Genomic DNA, 14,982 nt, shown 5'->3' with positions numbered 1-14,982 from the left:
ATGCATATTGTGATCATGGGTTGCGGAAGGGTGGGCTCCGCCCTGGCCCAGAACCTGGAGCAACAGGGCCACACGGTCGCCGTGGTCGACCAGGACCCCACCGCCTTCCGCCGCCTGGGGTCCTCCTTCGGCGGCCGCCGGGTCACCGGGGTCGGCTTCGACCAGGACACCCTGCGCGAGGCGGGCATCGAGGAGGCCGGCGCCTTCGCCGCCGTCTCCAGCGGTGACAACTCCAACATCATCGCCGCGCGTGTGGCCCGTGAGATGTTCGGCATCGAGAACGTCGCCGCCCGCATCTACGACCCCCGCCGCGCCGAGGTCTACCAGCGCCTGGGCATCCCCACCGTCGCGACCGTCCGCTGGACGGCCGACCAGATGCTGCGGCGCCTGCTCCCCTCGGGCGCCGAGCCGCTGTGGCGCGACCCCACCGGCGGCGTCCAGCTCGCCGAGGTGCACACCTCCCCCGCCTGGGTCGGCCACAAGATCAGCCGGATCCAGGAGGAGACCGGCGTGCGCGTGGCGTTCCTGACCCGGCTCGGTGAGGCGATCCTGCCCACCTCGCAGACGGTGCTGCAGGAGGGCGACCTGGTGCACGTGATGATGCGCACCGACGAGGTCGACACGGTCGAGGCGGCGTTCGCCAAGGGTCCCGAAGAGGAGGGCGGTCACTGATGAGGGTCGCCATTGCCGGAGCCGGCGCGGTCGGCCGCTCGATCGCGGGCGAACTGCTGGAGAACGGCCACGAGGTCCTGCTGATCGACAAGGCGCCGACCGCCATCTCGGTCGAACGCGTCCCGCAGGCCGAGTGGCTGCTGGCCGACGCCTGCGAGATCACCTCCCTGGACGAGGCGGCGCTCCAGCGCTGCAACGTCGTCATCGCCGCGACCGGCGACGACAAGGTGAACCTGGTCGTCTCGCTCCTCGCCAAGACGGAGTACGGCGTCCCGCGGGTGGTCGCCCGGGTGAACAACCCGAAGAACGAGTGGCTGTTCAACGAGTCCTGGGGCGTGGACGTCGCCGTCTCGACGCCGCGTCTGATGTCGGCCCTGGTCGAGGAGGCGGTGAGCGTGGGCGACCTGGTCCGCCTGCTCCGCTTCAGCCATGGCGACGCCAACCTGGTCGAGCTGACCCTGCCGGAGGAGTCGGCCCTGGCCGGCACGCAGGTCGGGGACGTCGAGTGGCCGGAGGACACGTCGCTGGTCACGATCATCCGCGGCACCCGCGTCCTGACGCCCTCCCGGGAGGACTCCCTGGAGGCGGGCGACGAACTCCTCTTCGTGGCCGCACAGGCCCGTGAGGAGCAGCTGGAGGACCTGCTGTCGGTACGCCGGGACAGCGCGGCGAGCTGAGCGGGGCCTGCGCGAAGCAAGCGGAAGGGGCGTCCCGGATTTCCGGGACGCCCCTTCTTTCGGCTCTGGAACAGCTTCTACAGCTCAGGAACCGCTCTGGAGCCCTGCAGATCGGGAGGTTCACTGCTCGGCGGACCGAGCGGCAGCTTCCCGTTCCCTCTCCTGCGCGGCCTTCTCCTCCGCCTCCATCTCCGCGAACACATCGATCGGCGCGGGCGCCTTCGCCAGGAAGACCCACGTCAGCCACACGGCGAGCAGGAACGGCGGGATCTTCAGGGCGACCAGGACCCAGCCCAGCTGTGTGGTGTCGGCCCACCAGTACAGCGGGAAGAGGATCGCGCACTTGGCGAGCAGGATCGCGCCCCACGCGTAACTGGCCTTGGCGTACGCCTTCTTGCGGCCGGGGTTCCGCGTGCGCCAGGAGAGGTTCTCCTTGAAGACCGGGCCGAGGATCAGTCCGATCAGCGGGACACCGCACAGGGTGGTGACGATGTAGGCGAGTCCCAGACCCAGCGTGTAGAGCATGCCGGGCAGGTAGAAGTCCTTGGCGTTGCCGGTCATCATCGCGAAGACGACACCGAACGCCACGCCGAAGACACCGCTGAAGGCGTGCTTGACGGTGTCCTTCATCACCAGCCGGACCGCGACCAGCACCAGCGACACGGCCAGCGCCGCGATCGCCGACAGGTGGAGGTCCTTGTTGATCGTGTAGATGGTGACGAACAGCAGGCCGGGCACCACCGTCTCGACCATGCCCCGCACGCCGCCGAAGGCTTCGAACAGGGCGGCCTCGGTCACCGCCCGGGCGTCGTCCGCAGATGTCTCTTCGGTCGGCTTGTCGAGCGACGTCACCGGCTACTCCCGTCCGAGGGGTCTCAGTTCGTACTTGGGATTGAACAGCACCCGGCGGCCCCGGCTCATCGAGATCCGGCCCGATGCGATCAGCTTGCGCCCCGGCTCTATGCCCACGATGGAGCGCCTGCCGAGCCACACCACGTCCAGCGCGGCGGAGCCGTCGAACAGCTCGGCCTCCAGGGCCGGGACTCCGGCGCGCGGTCGCAGGGTGACCGTGCGCAAGGTACCAGTTACCGTCACTATCTGCCGGTCCTGGCAGTCGCCGATCCGGATACAGCCCGTGGTCTCGGTGTCCTCGCGCAGCTCCTCGGACTCCAGGTCCTCCTGTGACGAGGAGAGCCGGTCGAGCATGCGCCGGAACCGGCCCGCAGGCTTCTGCGAACGAGGAACAGCACTCATGTCTAGAGCGTACCGGGGCCTGCTGGAAGCCACGTAGTCCCGGGGCGGGTGCCTCACTTCTCGAACCGGTAGCCCATCCCCGGCTCCGTGATGAAGTGCTTCGGATGGGAGGGGTCCGCCTCCAGCTTCCGCCGCAGCTGCGCCATGTACACGCGCAGGTAGTTGGTCTCCGTCCCGTACGACGGCCCCCACACCTCCTGGAGCAGCCGCTTCTGCCCGACCAGTCGGCCGCTGTTGCGGACCAGGACCTCCAGCAGGTGCCACTCCGTGGGAGTCAGCCGTACGTCCTTGCCTCCGCGGTCGACCTTCTTCGCGGCCAGGTCGACGCTGAACTCGCCGGTCTCCACGATCATGTCGTCCTCACCGCCCCCGGCCGGCTCCGCCCGGCGCACGGCGGCCCGCAGCCGGGCCAGCAGTTCGTCCATGCCGAAGGGCTTGGTGACGTAGTCGTCGGCGCCCGCGTCCAGCGCCTCGACCTTCTCGTCGGAGGAGTGCCGGGCGGACAGCACCAGGATCGGCACCCGGGTCCAGCCGCGCAGACCCCTGATCACCTCGACGCCGTCCATGTCGGGCAGGCCGAGGTCGAGGACGACCACGTCGGGGTGGCGGGCGGCGGCGAGCCGGAGGGCGGTGGCGCCGTCGTGAGCGGCGTCGACCTCGTACGCGCGTGCCCTGAGGTTGATCACGAGGGCGCGCACGATCTGCGGCTCGTCGTCGACCACCAGCACACGGGTCATGAGGAGGCCTGCCTTTCCGGTTCTGCCGCGTGTTCCGCCGCGGGGACAAGCTCCGGGCGCGGTCCCGCCGCGCGGAGGGTGAGGACCATGGTGAGCCCGCCACCGGGCGTGTCCTCGGCGTCGAGCGTGCCGCCCATGGCCTCGGCGAAGCCGCGCGCCACCGCGAGCCCCAGTCCCACGCCGGCGCCGCGCGGAGCGTCGCCGTAGCGCTGGAACGGCTCGAAGATGCGGTTCTTGGCCTCGTCGGGTACGCCCGGCCCCCGGTCGACCACCCGCACCTCGACCCGGTCGGCGAGCGCGCTGGCGGCCACCAGCACGGGCGTGCCGGACGGACTGTACTTGACGGCGTTCTCGACGAGGTTGGCCATGGCCCGCTCCAGCAGCCCGGGGTCCACGTCGACCATGGGCAGCGTCTCCGGGACGTCCAGGCCGACGCTGCCCTCGGGTACGCCGCCGAGCGCCACCGGCACCACCTCGTCGAGGTCGATCTCGCGGATCAGCGGGGTGACCGTGCCGGTCTGGAGCCGGGACATGTCGAGCAGGTTGCCGACGAGATGGTCGAGGCGGTCCGCGCCCTCCTCGATGCCCGCCAGCAGCTCGGCCCGGTCCTCCTCGGACCACTCGACGTCCGCGGAGCGCAGGGAGGTCACCGCCGCCTTGATCCCGGCGAGCGGGGTGCGCAGGTCGTGGCTGACGGCGGCGAGCAGCGCCGTACGGATGCGGTTGCCCTCGGCGAGCGTGCGGGCCCGGTCGGCCTCCTCCTGGAGCCGGCGGCGGTCCAGGACGACGGCGGCCTGGGCGGCGAAGGCGGCCAGCACGCGGCGGTCCTCGGCGGGCAGGACGCGGCCGGTGAGCGCGAGCGCCATGTGGTCCCCGACCGGCATGTCCACGTCCGCCTGGTCGGGCCGCTCGAGGGGACGTCCCTGCCCGACGCGGCCGGCACAGGTCCACGGCTCGACGTCGCCCGCCCGTTCCAGCAGGGCGGCCGACTCCATGCCGAAGGTCTCCCGGACCCGTTCCAGCAGGTCCTCCAGGCCGGTCTCGCCGCGCAGCACGTTGCCCGCGAGGAGGGACAGGATCTCGGACTCGGCCCGCAGCCGGGCCGCCTGGTGGGTGCGGCGGGCGGCGAGGTCGACCACGGAGGCCACCGCCACCCCCACCGCCACGAAGATCAGGATGGCGACGATGTTCTTCGGGTCGGCGATGGTCCACCGGTGCAGGGGCGGCGCGTAGAAGTAGTTCAGCAGCAGGGAGCCCACCGCGGCCGAGGCGAGCGCGGGGAGCAGCCCGCCGAGCAGGGCGGCCGCCACGGTCAGCGCCAGGAACAGCAGCATGTCGTTGGCGAGGCCCAGGTCGACGGTGTTGAGCAGCACCGCCAGGAGGGGCGGGCCGGCGACCCCGGCGATCCAGCCCCACACCCGGCGGGAGCGCCCGAGACGCGCGCCCCGGGCCACCGGCAGTCCACGGCCCTTGGCGACCTCGTCGTGGGTGACGATGTGCACGTCGAGGTCGGGGCCGGACTCCCGGGCGACGGTCGCGCCGACACCGGGTCCGAAGACGTACTGCCAGGTCTTGCGGCGCGAGGAGCCCAGCACGATCTGGGTGGCGTTCACACCGCGGGCGAAGGCGAGCAGCGCGGCCGGTATGTCGTCGCCCACGACGTGATGGAACGTTCCGCCGAGGTCCTCGACGAGCGTCCGCTGCATCGCCAGTTCCTTGGGCGAGGCCGAGGTCAGTCCGTCGCTGCGCGCTATGTAGACGGCGAGCACCTCGCCGCCGGCGCCCTTGTCGGCCAGCCGCGCCGCCCGGCGGATGAGCGTCCGGCCCTCGGGCCCGCCGGTCAGACCGACCACGATCCGCTCGCGCGAGCCCCAGATCCTCGAGACCCGGTGCTCGCTGCGGTACTGGGTGAGGTAGGCGTCGACCCGGTCGGCCACCCACAGCAGCGCCAGCTCGCGCAGGGCGGTGAGGTTGCCGGGGCGGAAGTAGTTCGACAGGGCGGCGTCGACCTTGTCGGGCTGGTAGATGTTGCCGTGCGCCATCCGCCGCCGCAGCGCCTCCGGCGACATGTCGACCAGCTCTATCTGATCCGCCCGGCGCACCACCTCGTCCGGCAGCGTCTCCTGCTGCCGCACACCGGTGATCGACTCGACGACGTCACCGAGGGACTCCAGGTGCTGGATGTTGACGGTCGAGACGACGTCGATCCCGGCCGTGAGCAGTTCCTCAACGTCCTGCCAGCGCTTGGTGTTGCGGGAGCCGGGGACGTTCGTGTGGGCGAGTTCGTCCACCAGGGCGACCTGCGGGCGGCGGGCGAGGACGGCGTCGAGGTCCATCTCCGAAAAGGCGCCGCCCCGGTGCTCCAGCTCCCGACGCGGCACCTGCTCCAGCCCGTGCAGCATCACCTCGGTGCGGGGCCGGTCGTGGTGCTCGACGAAGGCGACCACGCAGTCGGTGCCCCGCTCGATGCGGCGGTGCGCCTCGGACAGCATCGCGTACGTCTTGCCGACGCCCGGTGCCGCACCGAGGTAGATCCGAAACTTGCCGCGTGCCATGGCCTCATTGTCTTCCGCTCCGCTGCCTGCGCAGCGTCGAGCTTACGGCCGGGAACAGCGGCACATCGGTGCCGGGCGCCTCGACGGGAGCGTCCTTGACGGAACCCTGACGCGCCCGGCCGTTCAGCGGGTCACGCGGGGTTGTCGCCGTGGGTGAGGGTCTCCCAGGCGACGAAGAGGTTGTTGCTGCCGGCGGGACGGCCGCGCAGGGTCAGCGTCTCGGTGTTGGTCATGGCGTGTCCGAGACGGTTGGCCAGGGCGTTGTGGCCGACCTCGGGTACCGGCCCGAGCCCCGGCTTCAGCGAGCCGCCGCACAGCCAGCCGGGAGCGGCGGTACCGAGCTGGTACTTGGCGTGGAGGCCGAGCCCGTGCCGCAGCCGCTCGCCGACGTCGGTGCGGTAGAGGTCCTGCCCCTGGATCCGGCTGGTCTCCGCGACGTGCGAGATGGCCGAGAGGCCGTACCCGGTGTGGGTGAAGTCCCGGCAGGTCTCCTGGCTGAGACCGTCGACGAAGGTCGACTGGCCCTGCCAGTACTTGACGATCTTCTCCCGGGTGTCGAGGTTCTGGCTCGGCACGGTCTTCGGCAGGTCGCCGTCGGAGGTCAGGTAGACGTAGGCGGCCGTGCGCGTGCGGAACCTCGCCATGGCCTTGTCGTACGACGCCTTGTCCTCCAGGAAGACGGAGATGCCGACGGCGGCCTCCATCATCGACAGTTCCCAGTTGCCGTTGGAGTGCGAGCCGTTGATCACCTCGGGCAGGTACACGGTGCGGAGCATGGTGGCGAAGCGGCCGGAGCCGGCCCAGCTCCCGGTGTACGTGTGCTTGATGATCTCGGCGGCCTTGGGCCAGGAGGAGCCGGCCCAGCCGGTCTGGAGGGGCGCGTTGCTGTTGGTGTGGTCCCTGATCACCGCGGACCAGGCGTCCATCAGCTCGATCGCCTTGCGGGCGTGCCGTTCGTCGCGGGTGACGTACCAGGCGAGGGCCTGGGTGTAGGCGGCGATCGCGTCCTCGCGTTCGTCGGTGCAGCCGAGGTCGGGGTTGGAGTACGAACCGCACTCGACGACCGCCCGGGGCCTGGGCGTGCGGTTCGGGTCGGCATACTTGCTCGCCATCATCTGGTCGAAGGCGCCCTTCCAGGGCTGGGCGCCGGCGTCGACCTTGGAGCGGGTGAAGTCCAGCTGGCCCTTGGAGACGGTGACTCCGGGGTGGACGAAGGTGCCGGGAGCGGCGTCGGCGGGCCGGACAAGGGCACCGGCGACGAGGGCGGCCGCGGCCGCGAGGAGTGCGGTTCTGCGCATGCTTGGGGCCTTCCGTTCTCGTATGTGAACGTGAAGCGCCTTTATGAACAGACGCGTGGGACGGAGACGATAGGTACAGACCAATGCCCCGTCAAGGCTCCACGCACGAGAAAGAGCCGCACCCCTTGGGGAGTGCGGCTCTGGTGTCTCTGCGACGCTCAGCGAACCTCGGTGATCTCCGGTCCGCGCTGGAGCTGGCCCATTCCGCCGGCGAAACGGGAGCCCTCCTCCTGCTGGACGCCCTCGGGAACCATCTGGGCGTCGTTGGGCAGCTTCAGGACGATCGGGTCGCGGGGCGCCATCGGGCCCTCACCGCGGACGACGACGGTGTCCCGGAAGATCTGCTCGAGCAGCCCGGCGGCCTGCGGCTGCACCGCGCCCTGGCCCGAGATGACCCCGCGCAGGAACCAGCGGGGGCCGTCCACACCGACGAACCGCACGACCTGGAAGCCGCCGGTGCCGTCCGGCAGCTGCACCGGCACCTGGGCCCGCAGCTCCCAGCCCAGCGGCCCCTCGACCTCGTCGACGATGCCGCCCTGCTGGGTGATGCCCGAGCCGATCTCCTCGCGCACCTCGGCCCAGATGCCCTCACGCTTGGGCGCGGCGAAGCCCTGCAACTGGATGGCGCTGTCCCGCAGCACGACCGTAGCCGCCACGATCGCGTCACCCGCGACCTCGACCCGCAGCTCCATGCCGTCGACGCCCGGCACGAACAGACCGCCCAGGTCGACCCGGCCCTCGCCCGGGTCGCGGACCTCGGAGCTGTCCCAGGGCCCGTCGGGCCGCGGCGCCGGCTCGAGCCTCAGGCGCTCACCCTCGCCGCCCGCCTCGCTGTCGACGACCTGCTCGGCCTCGCCGGCCGCGTCCTCGGCGGCATCCCTCTTCTTGCGACGTCCGAACACGTCACTGTCCTTCCCGGTCGGATACGACCGAAGCGTATCGATTCCCACCCGCCTGACCGCCCAGGGCGGCCTGACCGCTTGTGTCGCTCGTCCCGTCCACCGCGGCGTGTCCTCCGGTGGACCCGAAGCCCCCCTCGGCCCGCGCGGAGCCGGGAAGCTCCGCCACCTCGCGGAAGCGGACCCTCTCGACCTGCTGGACGACCAGTTGGGCGATCCGGTCGAAGCGCTCGAACCGCACGGCCTCGCGCGGGTCGAGATTCACCACGATCACCTTGATCTCCCCACGGTACCCGGCATCAACCGTCCCCGGGGCATTCACCAGGGCGACGCCGCAGCGGGCGGCCAGGCCGGACCGGGGGTGCACGAAGGCCGCGTACCCCTCCGGCAGCGCCACAGACACTCCCGTGGGCAGCACGGCCCGCTCGCCGGGCTCCAGTCGGCACGCCTCGGTGGTCCGCAGATCGGCTCCCGCGTCCCCTGGGTGGGCATACGACGGAAGCGGTACGTCCGGATCGACGCGCCGGATCAGCACGTCCACGGGCTGACGGCTCACAGGGCTCGTGGGGGTCATGGGTTCACCTCGAAGGCGCGGGCGCGCCGGACCTGGTCCGGGTCGTTCATGGCCGCCTGGATCTCCTCCTGGCGGCCGTGGTCGACGAAGTGGTCGACCTTCACCTCGATGAAGAGCGCGTCGGCACGGACGGCGACGGGCCCGTCGGGGCCGCCGACGCGTCCGGTGGCGGTCGAGTAGATCTTCCGCCCGGCCACCGCCGTCACCTCCGCCTCCAGGTACAGCGTGGTGCCGACGGGCACGGGCCGCACGAAGTCGGTCTCCAGCCGTCCGGTCACGGCGATCGTGCGCAGCAGCCAGTTCAGCGAGCCCAGGGTCTCGTCCAGGGCCGAGGTGAGCACACCGCCGTGGGCGAGGCCCGGGGCGCCCTGGTGGGCGGGCTGCACCGTGAACTCGGCGGTGAGTGACACGCCCTCGCCGGCCCGCGCCTCCAGGTGCAGCCCGTGCGGCTGGTCGCCGCCGCAGCCGAAACACTGGCCGTAGTGCGCGCCGAGGAGCTCACCGGGCGCCGGGGCGTCCGGGTGCCGCACCGGTCGCACGGCGTCGGCCGGAGGCTGAAGAGCAGTGGAAGTACGACTCACAGCCGGAGACCTTACCCGCGCGTCGGCCCCTCCCGGACACCGTGTCAAGCTTGGCTCCATGCAGCTCTCCGCCGCCCCGTACGAAGAACGCCTGACCGCTCCCCGGTCCTGGTGGCTGATCTCGTTCCTGGTCGGGGTCTCCATGGCCCTGGTCCTGCTCCCGTTCGGCACGCTGCCGATGCTCGGCGGCCTGGCCGGCGGCACGGCGGTCGCGGCCGTCGCCGCGAGTTCGTACGGCTCGGTCCGCATCCGTGTGGTGGGCGATTCCCTGATCGCGGGCGAGGCGAAGATCCCGGTGGCGGCCCTGGGCGAGGCGGAGGTCCTGGACGCGGAGGAAACCCGCGCCTGGCGCACCCACAAGGCCGACCCGCGCGCCTTCATGCTGCTGCGCGCCTACATCCCCACGGCCCTGCGCGTGGAGGTCACGGACCCGGAGGACCCGACCCCGTACCTGTACCTGTCCACGCGCGAGCCGGAGCGCCTTGCGGAGGCTCTGAGGGCCGCGAAGCCTGCGTAGCACATTTGCGCGGGGCTTCATCCGGCAGCGGACGGCAGACCGACGGCACGCGCACCGCCTCGGCATCGCCTCAGCGACCGTCGTCGCGGTTGTCGCGTTTCCCGTCGCGGTTGTCGCGTTTTTCGTCGCGCTTGTCGTCCTCGCGCTTTTCCTGCTCGAGGCGGCCCAGGGGGTCGTTGGTGACCTCGCCCATCTCCAGGGCGTCCGCCGGACGTTCCAGGGCGGGGAGTGCCTCCAGGGCCTCCCAGGGCACCTGGATCTTGCGCAGGTCCTCGCGGATGCGGGCGGCGAGCTTTCTCGTCTCGCTGCGGTTCATGGCCGCTCCGACGGCGGCGCCCACCAGGAACGGCACCAGGTTCGGCATGCTGCGGACCATCCGCTTCATGATCCGCTGGCGCAGCTCGCGCTTCATGCGGCTGTTCAGGGCCGTGCTCAGCGTGGACGGCTTGGTCGCGTCGATCCCGCGCTCCCCCGACCACGCGTCGAGGTACGCCGTGCTGCGCTGCTTGAGGTTGCCGGGCGGCCGTACGCCGTAGACCTCGTGGAGTTCGGCGATCAGCTTCAGCTCGATCGCCGCGACGCCGGTCACCTCGGCGGCCAGTTCCGTCGGCATCGCGGGCGGCACGGGAAGCATCGCGGCCGCGCCGATGCCCGCTCCGACCGTCGCCGTCGCCTTCGCCGCGCCCGCGACGAGTTTGTCCGCGAGCTCTTCGGGCCCCAGGCCCGGGAACTGCCTGCGCAGGGTCGCCAGGTCCCGTACGGGGACGCGCGGCGCCAGTTCGATGATCCGGTCGGTGAGGTACGCGAGCCCCGCACGGGCCCGTGCGCCGCCCTTGCGGGCGCCTTCCCGGGCCTTCTCCCGGATCGCCCCCGCCCGTCGTCGGGCGACGGGTGCGGGGACGTCCAGGGACGCCGGGAGGTCACCCCGGTCCGCTGCCGGTTCGAGCGAGGCCGCCTCCGTACCGGTTGAGCCTCGCTCGTCGTCACGCGCGCCGTGCTGCGGGCCGTCGATCGGCCCTTCGTCCGCTTTCCGCTGGGAGAAGCGGCGCTTCCAGGGAGGGGTCGAGCCAGTCACGGCCGACCCGTCCTCAGTCGCAGTCGCGGCAGATCGGCTGACCGTTCTTCTCCCGGGCCAGCTGGCTGCGGTGGTGCACCAGGAAGCAGCTCATGCAGGTGAACTCGTCCTGCTGCTTCGGGAGCACTCGGACTGCCAGCTCCTCGTTCGAGAGATCGGCGCCGGGCAGCTCGAGGCCTTCCGCGGCCTCGAACTCGTCGACGTCCACTGCGGAGGCCGACTTGTCGTTCCTCCGAGCCTTCAGCTCTTCGAGGCTGTCCGAGTCAACGTCGTCGTCGGTCTTGCGTGGAGTGTCGTAATCGGTTGCCATGTCGCTCTCCCCCTCTGGGTGTCTGCGGTGTCTCCAGCGCACGTAACGCGTGAGAGGCCGGACTTGTGCCCGACCTGAGGCGGAGATTTTGCCTCACATCAAGGTCTGTTACTCAATCGACACCCAACCGGACTCCTCACGAGTGATCGGCTTGGATGGCGATGGGGACCGTACACGGTCCGAATGCCGCACTACAAAGGCGTCTCACCGTGTACTTCCCGTGATCAAGACCCCCGAAAACCGGGATTTTCCCGGCTTTCCGACAGGACACATGATCACGGAGAGTAGATGGCCAGAAAGGTGCCCCTGTGATCGATCACACACGAGGCACGTGCCGTGAGATCTCGAAAATTCCGCGCAAAGCGAACATCCCCGTGTGCCGCCGAGTTGATCGGCGACATGATCTCAGATGGGCAGCGTGACTCGCATCACGAGCCCACCTCCTTCGCGCGGCTGGGCGAAGATGTGCCCGCCGTGCGCCCGGGCCACCGACCGGACGATGGACAGACCGAGTCCGACGCCCTTGTCGCTGCCCGTGCGCTCCGTCCGCAGCCGCCGGAACGGCTCGAAGAGGTTGTCGATCTCGTACGCCGGCACGACCGGGCCCGTGTTGGAGACGACCAGGACCGCCTGGCCGTGCTGGACGTCGGTGGTGACCTCGACCCAGCCGCCCTCGGCCACGTTGTAGCGCACGGCGTTCTGCACCAGGTTCAGCGCGATCCGCTCCAGCAGCACGCCGTTGCCCTGGACGACCGCGGGCTTCTGCTCGCCGCGGATCCGCACGCCCTTGGCCTCGGCCTCGCCGTGCACCTGGTCGATGGCCTGCTCGGCGACCTCCGCGAGGTCCACCGGGCCCCGCTCGACGATCTGGTTGTCGCTGCGGGCGAGCAGCAGCAGGCCCTCGACGAGCTGCTCGCTGCGCTCGTTGGTGGCCAGCAGCGTCTTGCCCAGCTGCTGCAGCTCCACCGGCGCGTTCGGGTCCGACAGGTGCACCTCGAGGAGCGTGCGGTTGATCGCCAGCGGCGTTCTCAGCTCGTGCGAGGCGTTGCCGACGAAGCGCTGCTGGGCGGTGAAGGCGCGCTGGAGCCGCTCCAGCATGTCGTCGAAGGTGTCCGCCAGCTCCTTCAGCTCGTCGTCCGGGCCGTCCAGCTCGATCCGGCGGGACAGGTCGGAGCCCGCCACCGCGCGCGCGGTTCGGGTGATCCGGCCCAGCGGCGACAGGACGCGGCCGGCCATGGCGTAGCCGAAGGCGAAGGCGATGACCGCCAGACCGAGCAGCGCCAGCAGCGAGCGGCTGAGCAGGTTGTCCAGGGCGTTCTGGCGCTGCTCGTTGACGCAGTGGTTCATGGCGTTGTTGAACTCGCTGGGCGAGGCCTGGTCGGGCAGGTTGCAGATGTCGCTGGTGACCTTGCCCTCGACGATCTTGAAGGGCAGCTCGCTGCCCACGTTCAGCGCCTGCGCGGCCAGCAGGTAGATGATCGACAGCAGCAGGATGCCGGCGATCAGGAACATGCCGCCGTAGAGCAGCGTGAGCCTTATGCGGATGGTCGGGCGCAGCCAGGGGAGCGGCGGCGCGGGCCGCCGGGGGTCCCAGGTGGGCTTCGGGGGCGCCTTGGGAGGCGCGGGAGTGGTGGCCACGATCAGATCCGGTAGCCGGAGCCGGGGACGGTGACGATCACGGGCGGCTCGCCGAGCTTGCGGCGCAGGGTCATGACCGTCACGCGGACGACGTTCGTGAAGGGGTCGGTGTTCTCGTCCCAGGCCTTCTCCAGCAGCTGCTCCGCCGAGACGACGGCGCCCTCGCTGCGCATCAGCACCTCCAGGACGGCGAACTCCTTGGGCGCGAGCTGGACCTCCTTGCCGTCGCGGAAGACCTCGCGGCGGTTGGGGTCGAGCTTGATCCCGGCGCGCTCCAGGACCGGCGGCAGGGGCACGCTGGTGCGCCGGCCCAGGGCGCGCACGCGCGCGATGAGCTCACTGAAGGCGAACGGCTTGGGCAAGTAGTCGTCGGCGCCGATCTCCAGGCCCTCCACCCGGTCGCTGACGTCGCCGGAGGCCGTGAGCATCAGCACGCGCGTGGGCATGCCGAGCTCGACGATCTTGCGGCAGACGTCGTCGCCGTGCACGAGCGGGAGGTCGCGGTCGAGGACGACCACGTCGTAGTCGTTGACGCCGATGCGCTCCAGGGCGGCCGCACCGTCGTACACGACGTCGACGGCCATGGCCTCCCGGCGCAGTCCGGTGGCCACCGCATCGGCGAGCAGTTGCTCGTCCTCGACGACGAGTACGCGCACGTCCCTAGTCCTTCCTCATGTCCACCCGCGTAGCGCCGCACAGGCGCAGACGGGCAGGGGTCTTCGACGGTGTGTTGGTGTGTTGCCCTCCATCCTGCCCTTTTCGGCCATAAGTCGGCGGTAAGGCGGGTGAGGGGGCCGGGCCGATGCGGAATAAGAGATTTTCTCCCCTCGTTAGGTTTCCACGGAAGGGAGCTTGGGGAGGACGGCTTTACATCCCACGATCACGCTCTGCTGGCACCGCACCACCATGCGGTGCGCATCAACCCGCTTTGCCGCAGGGCGGGCGTGGGTGTCCGGCACCGTCGCCGCCCAGCTGAGCGGCGCTGGGCATCCACCGGAGACGTGATCGTCCCTTCCGAACGGCACACCCCCGTGCCATCGACCCACGACCCAGGACGAGGGGGCGCAGCATGGACGCATTCACCGCAGGACTTCTGCAGCGCATAAGGGCGACCGAGTCCGATCTGTCCCGGGCTCGCGACGAGGGCGACGACTTCCTCGTCGAGGTGGAGCAGGGCGAGCTCGACGACCTGCGCCGTCTCGCCGCCGAGCACGGTGTGGAGGTCGGCGCGACGAGCGTCTGATCAGGCCGTACGGAGCGGGCCCCGGCGAATCCAGCGCCGGGGCCCGCTCCGTCGTTCCGGGGCTCGCGTACGGCCGCTGTCCTCGCCCGCGGCCCGGGTGTGGCCCGTGGCTCACGGCCCGTGTGGCCGTGTCAGTCGTGCCAGGCGCCGAAGTCCTCCAGGAGGCGCTGGAGGGGCTCGAAGACGCCCGGGGTACCCGCGACTGCCAGATCTCCTGACGGGCGCTCTCCGGGGCGTCCACCGGTCAGCGCGCCCGCCTCCCGGGCGATCAGGTCGCCCGCCGCGAGGTCCCAGGCGTGCAGGCCGCGCTCGTAGTAGCCGTCGAGGCGCCCGGCGGCCAGGTCGCACAGGTCGACCGCGGCCGAACCGCCGCGCCGGATGTCGCGCAGCAGCGGGATCAGCCGCTGGGCGACCTCGGCCTGGTGGGCGCGGACCTCGTGGACGTAGTTGAAGCCCGTGGAGACCAGCGCCTGGTCCAGGGGCGGCGCGGGGCGGCAGGCCAGCCTGCGCTGGCCGTCCCAGGCGCCGGTGGCCCAGGCACCGCTGCCGCGCACGGCGTGGAAGGTCTCGCCGCGCATCGGGGCCGTGACGACTCCGACGACGGTCTCGCCGTCCTGCTCGGCGGCGACGGAGACGGACCAGGTGGGCAGCCCGTACAGGTAGTTGACCGTGCCGTCGAGCGGGTCGATGACCCAGCGGACGCCGCTCGTGCCCTCCGTGGCGGCGCCCTCCTCGCCGAGGATGCCGTCGTCCGGGCGGCGCTCGGCGATCAGGCCGGTGATCAGCTTCTCGGCCGCGATGTCCATCTCCGTGACGACGTCGATGGGGCTGGACTTGGTCGCGGCCACGGCGAGGTCGGCCGGGCGTCCGTCCCGCAGCAGCGCGCCCGCGCGCCGGGCGGCCTCCTGGGCGAGAGCGAGCAGATCCTTGTGCAGGGGGTCGGTCACGGGGC

The 14,982-nt window shown here is 71.1% G+C and carries 17 protein-coding genes; 4 read left to right on the top strand and 13 right to left on the bottom strand.

The window, feature by feature from the left end:
- Both GTY47_RS09835 and GTY47_RS09830 read left to right on the top strand, forming a co-directional pair.
- Positions 1-672, top strand: a complete 672-nt coding sequence (locus GTY47_RS09835; RefSeq protein ID WP_010035054.1) for a TrkA family potassium uptake protein — start codon at positions 1-3, stop codon at positions 670-672.
- Complete coding sequence (locus GTY47_RS09830; RefSeq protein ID WP_010035052.1) at positions 672-1,349, top strand: TrkA family potassium uptake protein; 678 nt, start codon at positions 672-674, stop codon at positions 1,347-1,349. The genes GTY47_RS09835 and GTY47_RS09830 overlap by 1 nt, the downstream gene beginning before the upstream one ends.
- A 120-nt stretch (positions 1,350-1,469) precedes the next feature.
- On the opposite strand, the gene GTY47_RS09825 is transcribed toward GTY47_RS09830, so the two are convergent.
- The 8 genes from GTY47_RS09825 to GTY47_RS09790 form a co-directional block, all read right to left on the bottom strand.
- A complete protein-coding gene (locus tag GTY47_RS09825) occupies positions 1,470-2,201 on the bottom strand; it encodes a DUF3159 domain-containing protein (RefSeq protein ID WP_010035050.1) in 732 nt (243 codons plus the stop codon).
- A gap of 3 nt (positions 2,202-2,204) precedes the next feature.
- Complete coding sequence (locus GTY47_RS09820) at positions 2,205-2,603, bottom strand: OB-fold nucleic acid binding domain-containing protein (RefSeq protein WP_078602751.1); 399 nt, start codon at positions 2,601-2,603, stop codon at positions 2,205-2,207.
- Between the two features lie 53 nt (positions 2,604-2,656).
- Positions 2,657-3,340 carry a response regulator gene (locus GTY47_RS09815; protein ID WP_010035045.1) on the bottom strand — a complete coding sequence of 228 codons (684 nt, stop codon included), beginning with the start codon at positions 3,338-3,340 and terminating at the stop codon, positions 2,657-2,659.
- Entirely contained in the window at positions 3,337-5,895 is a 2,559-nt protein-coding gene (locus GTY47_RS09810; protein WP_010035043.1) for an ATP-binding protein, read from the bottom strand. The genes GTY47_RS09815 and GTY47_RS09810 overlap by 4 nt, the downstream gene beginning before the upstream one ends.
- A gap of 131 nt (positions 5,896-6,026) precedes the next feature.
- Complete coding sequence (locus GTY47_RS09805; RefSeq protein ID WP_010035040.1) at positions 6,027-7,193, bottom strand: alginate lyase family protein; 1,167 nt, start codon at positions 7,191-7,193, stop codon at positions 6,027-6,029.
- A gap of 158 nt (positions 7,194-7,351) precedes the next feature.
- Entirely contained in the window at positions 7,352-8,095 is a 744-nt protein-coding gene (locus GTY47_RS09800; RefSeq protein WP_010035037.1) for a DUF3710 domain-containing protein, read from the bottom strand.
- Between the two features lies 1 nt (position 8,096).
- On the bottom strand, positions 8,097-8,648 hold the full coding sequence (gene dut, locus GTY47_RS09795; RefSeq protein WP_010035036.1) for a dUTP diphosphatase: 552 nt from the start codon (positions 8,646-8,648) through the stop codon (positions 8,097-8,099).
- 14 nt (positions 8,649-8,662) lie between these two features.
- Positions 8,663-9,247, bottom strand: coding sequence for a PaaI family thioesterase (locus GTY47_RS09790; protein WP_010035034.1), 585 nt, complete (start codon positions 9,245-9,247; stop codon positions 8,663-8,665).
- A gap of 58 nt (positions 9,248-9,305) precedes the next feature.
- On the opposite strand from GTY47_RS09790, the gene GTY47_RS09785 reads away from it, so the two are divergent.
- The gene (locus tag GTY47_RS09785; RefSeq protein WP_010035031.1) at positions 9,306-9,764 is read left to right on the top strand and encodes a DUF3093 domain-containing protein; all 459 of its coding nucleotides are present in this window, start codon (positions 9,306-9,308) and stop codon (positions 9,762-9,764) included.
- A 70-nt stretch (positions 9,765-9,834) separates the two neighbouring features.
- Here GTY47_RS09785 and GTY47_RS09780 read toward each other — a convergent pair whose 3' ends face one another.
- The 4 genes from GTY47_RS09780 to GTY47_RS09765 form a co-directional block, all read right to left on the bottom strand.
- The gene (locus GTY47_RS09780) at positions 9,835-10,839 is read right to left on the bottom strand and encodes a hypothetical protein (protein WP_010035028.1); all 1,005 of its coding nucleotides are present in this window, start codon (positions 10,837-10,839) and stop codon (positions 9,835-9,837) included.
- Positions 10,840-10,852: 13 nt separating this feature from the next.
- Positions 10,853-11,149, bottom strand: a complete 297-nt coding sequence (locus GTY47_RS09775) for a DUF4193 domain-containing protein (RefSeq protein ID WP_003993510.1) — start codon at positions 11,147-11,149, stop codon at positions 10,853-10,855.
- A 405-nt stretch (positions 11,150-11,554) separates the two neighbouring features.
- Positions 11,555-12,787: a HAMP domain-containing sensor histidine kinase gene (locus GTY47_RS09770; protein ID WP_010035026.1), complete on the bottom strand. Its 1,233-nt coding sequence runs from the start codon at positions 12,785-12,787 to the stop codon at positions 11,555-11,557.
- A gap of 2 nt (positions 12,788-12,789) precedes the next feature.
- Positions 12,790-13,443, bottom strand: a complete 654-nt coding sequence (locus GTY47_RS09765; RefSeq protein WP_003993508.1) for a response regulator transcription factor — start codon at positions 13,441-13,443, stop codon at positions 12,790-12,792.
- A 413-nt stretch (positions 13,444-13,856) separates the two neighbouring features.
- On the opposite strand from GTY47_RS09765, the gene GTY47_RS40160 reads away from it, so the two are divergent.
- Positions 13,857-14,030: a hypothetical protein gene (locus tag GTY47_RS40160; protein WP_010035018.1), complete on the top strand. Its 174-nt coding sequence runs from the start codon at positions 13,857-13,859 to the stop codon at positions 14,028-14,030.
- Between the two features lie 131 nt (positions 14,031-14,161).
- On the opposite strand, the gene GTY47_RS09760 is transcribed toward GTY47_RS40160, so the two are convergent.
- The gene (locus GTY47_RS09760) at positions 14,162-14,977 is read right to left on the bottom strand and encodes an inositol monophosphatase family protein (protein ID WP_010035014.1); all 816 of its coding nucleotides are present in this window, start codon (positions 14,975-14,977) and stop codon (positions 14,162-14,164) included.
- Positions 14,978-14,982: the final 5 nt, after the last annotated feature.

The organism is Streptomyces sp. SID5464 (genome assembly GCF_009862985.1).
GTDB classification, from domain to species: Bacteria; Actinomycetota; Actinomycetes; order Streptomycetales; family Streptomycetaceae; genus Streptomyces; species Streptomyces chartreusis_D.
This window is presented reverse-complemented; position numbering and strand designations above follow the sequence as displayed.

Bases quoted from the DNA above. Each gene is read 5' to 3' on its own strand.
- GTY47_RS09820 (WP_078602751.1), bottom strand. From the start codon at position 2,603: ATGAGTGCTGTTCCTCGTTCGCAGAAGCCTGCGGGCCGGTTCCGGCGC.
- GTY47_RS09775 (WP_003993510.1), bottom strand. From the start codon at position 11,149: ATGGCAACCGATTACGACACTCCACGCAAGACCGACGACGACGTTGAC.
- GTY47_RS09805 (WP_010035040.1), bottom strand. From the start codon at position 7,193: ATGCGCAGAACCGCACTCCTCGCGGCCGCGGCCGCCCTCGTCGCCGGT.
- GTY47_RS09830 (WP_010035052.1), top strand. From the start codon at position 672: ATGAGGGTCGCCATTGCCGGAGCCGGCGCGGTCGGCCGCTCGATCGCG.
- GTY47_RS09835 (WP_010035054.1), top strand. From the start codon at position 1: ATGCATATTGTGATCATGGGTTGCGGAAGGGTGGGCTCCGCCCTGGCC.
- GTY47_RS09815 (WP_010035045.1), bottom strand. From the start codon at position 3,340: ATGACCCGTGTGCTGGTGGTCGACGACGAGCCGCAGATCGTGCGCGCC.
- GTY47_RS09785 (WP_010035031.1), top strand. From the start codon at position 9,306: ATGCAGCTCTCCGCCGCCCCGTACGAAGAACGCCTGACCGCTCCCCGG.
- GTY47_RS09810 (WP_010035043.1), bottom strand. From the start codon at position 5,895: ATGGCACGCGGCAAGTTTCGGATCTACCTCGGTGCGGCACCGGGCGTC.
- GTY47_RS40160 (WP_010035018.1), top strand. From the start codon at position 13,857: ATGGACGCATTCACCGCAGGACTTCTGCAGCGCATAAGGGCGACCGAG.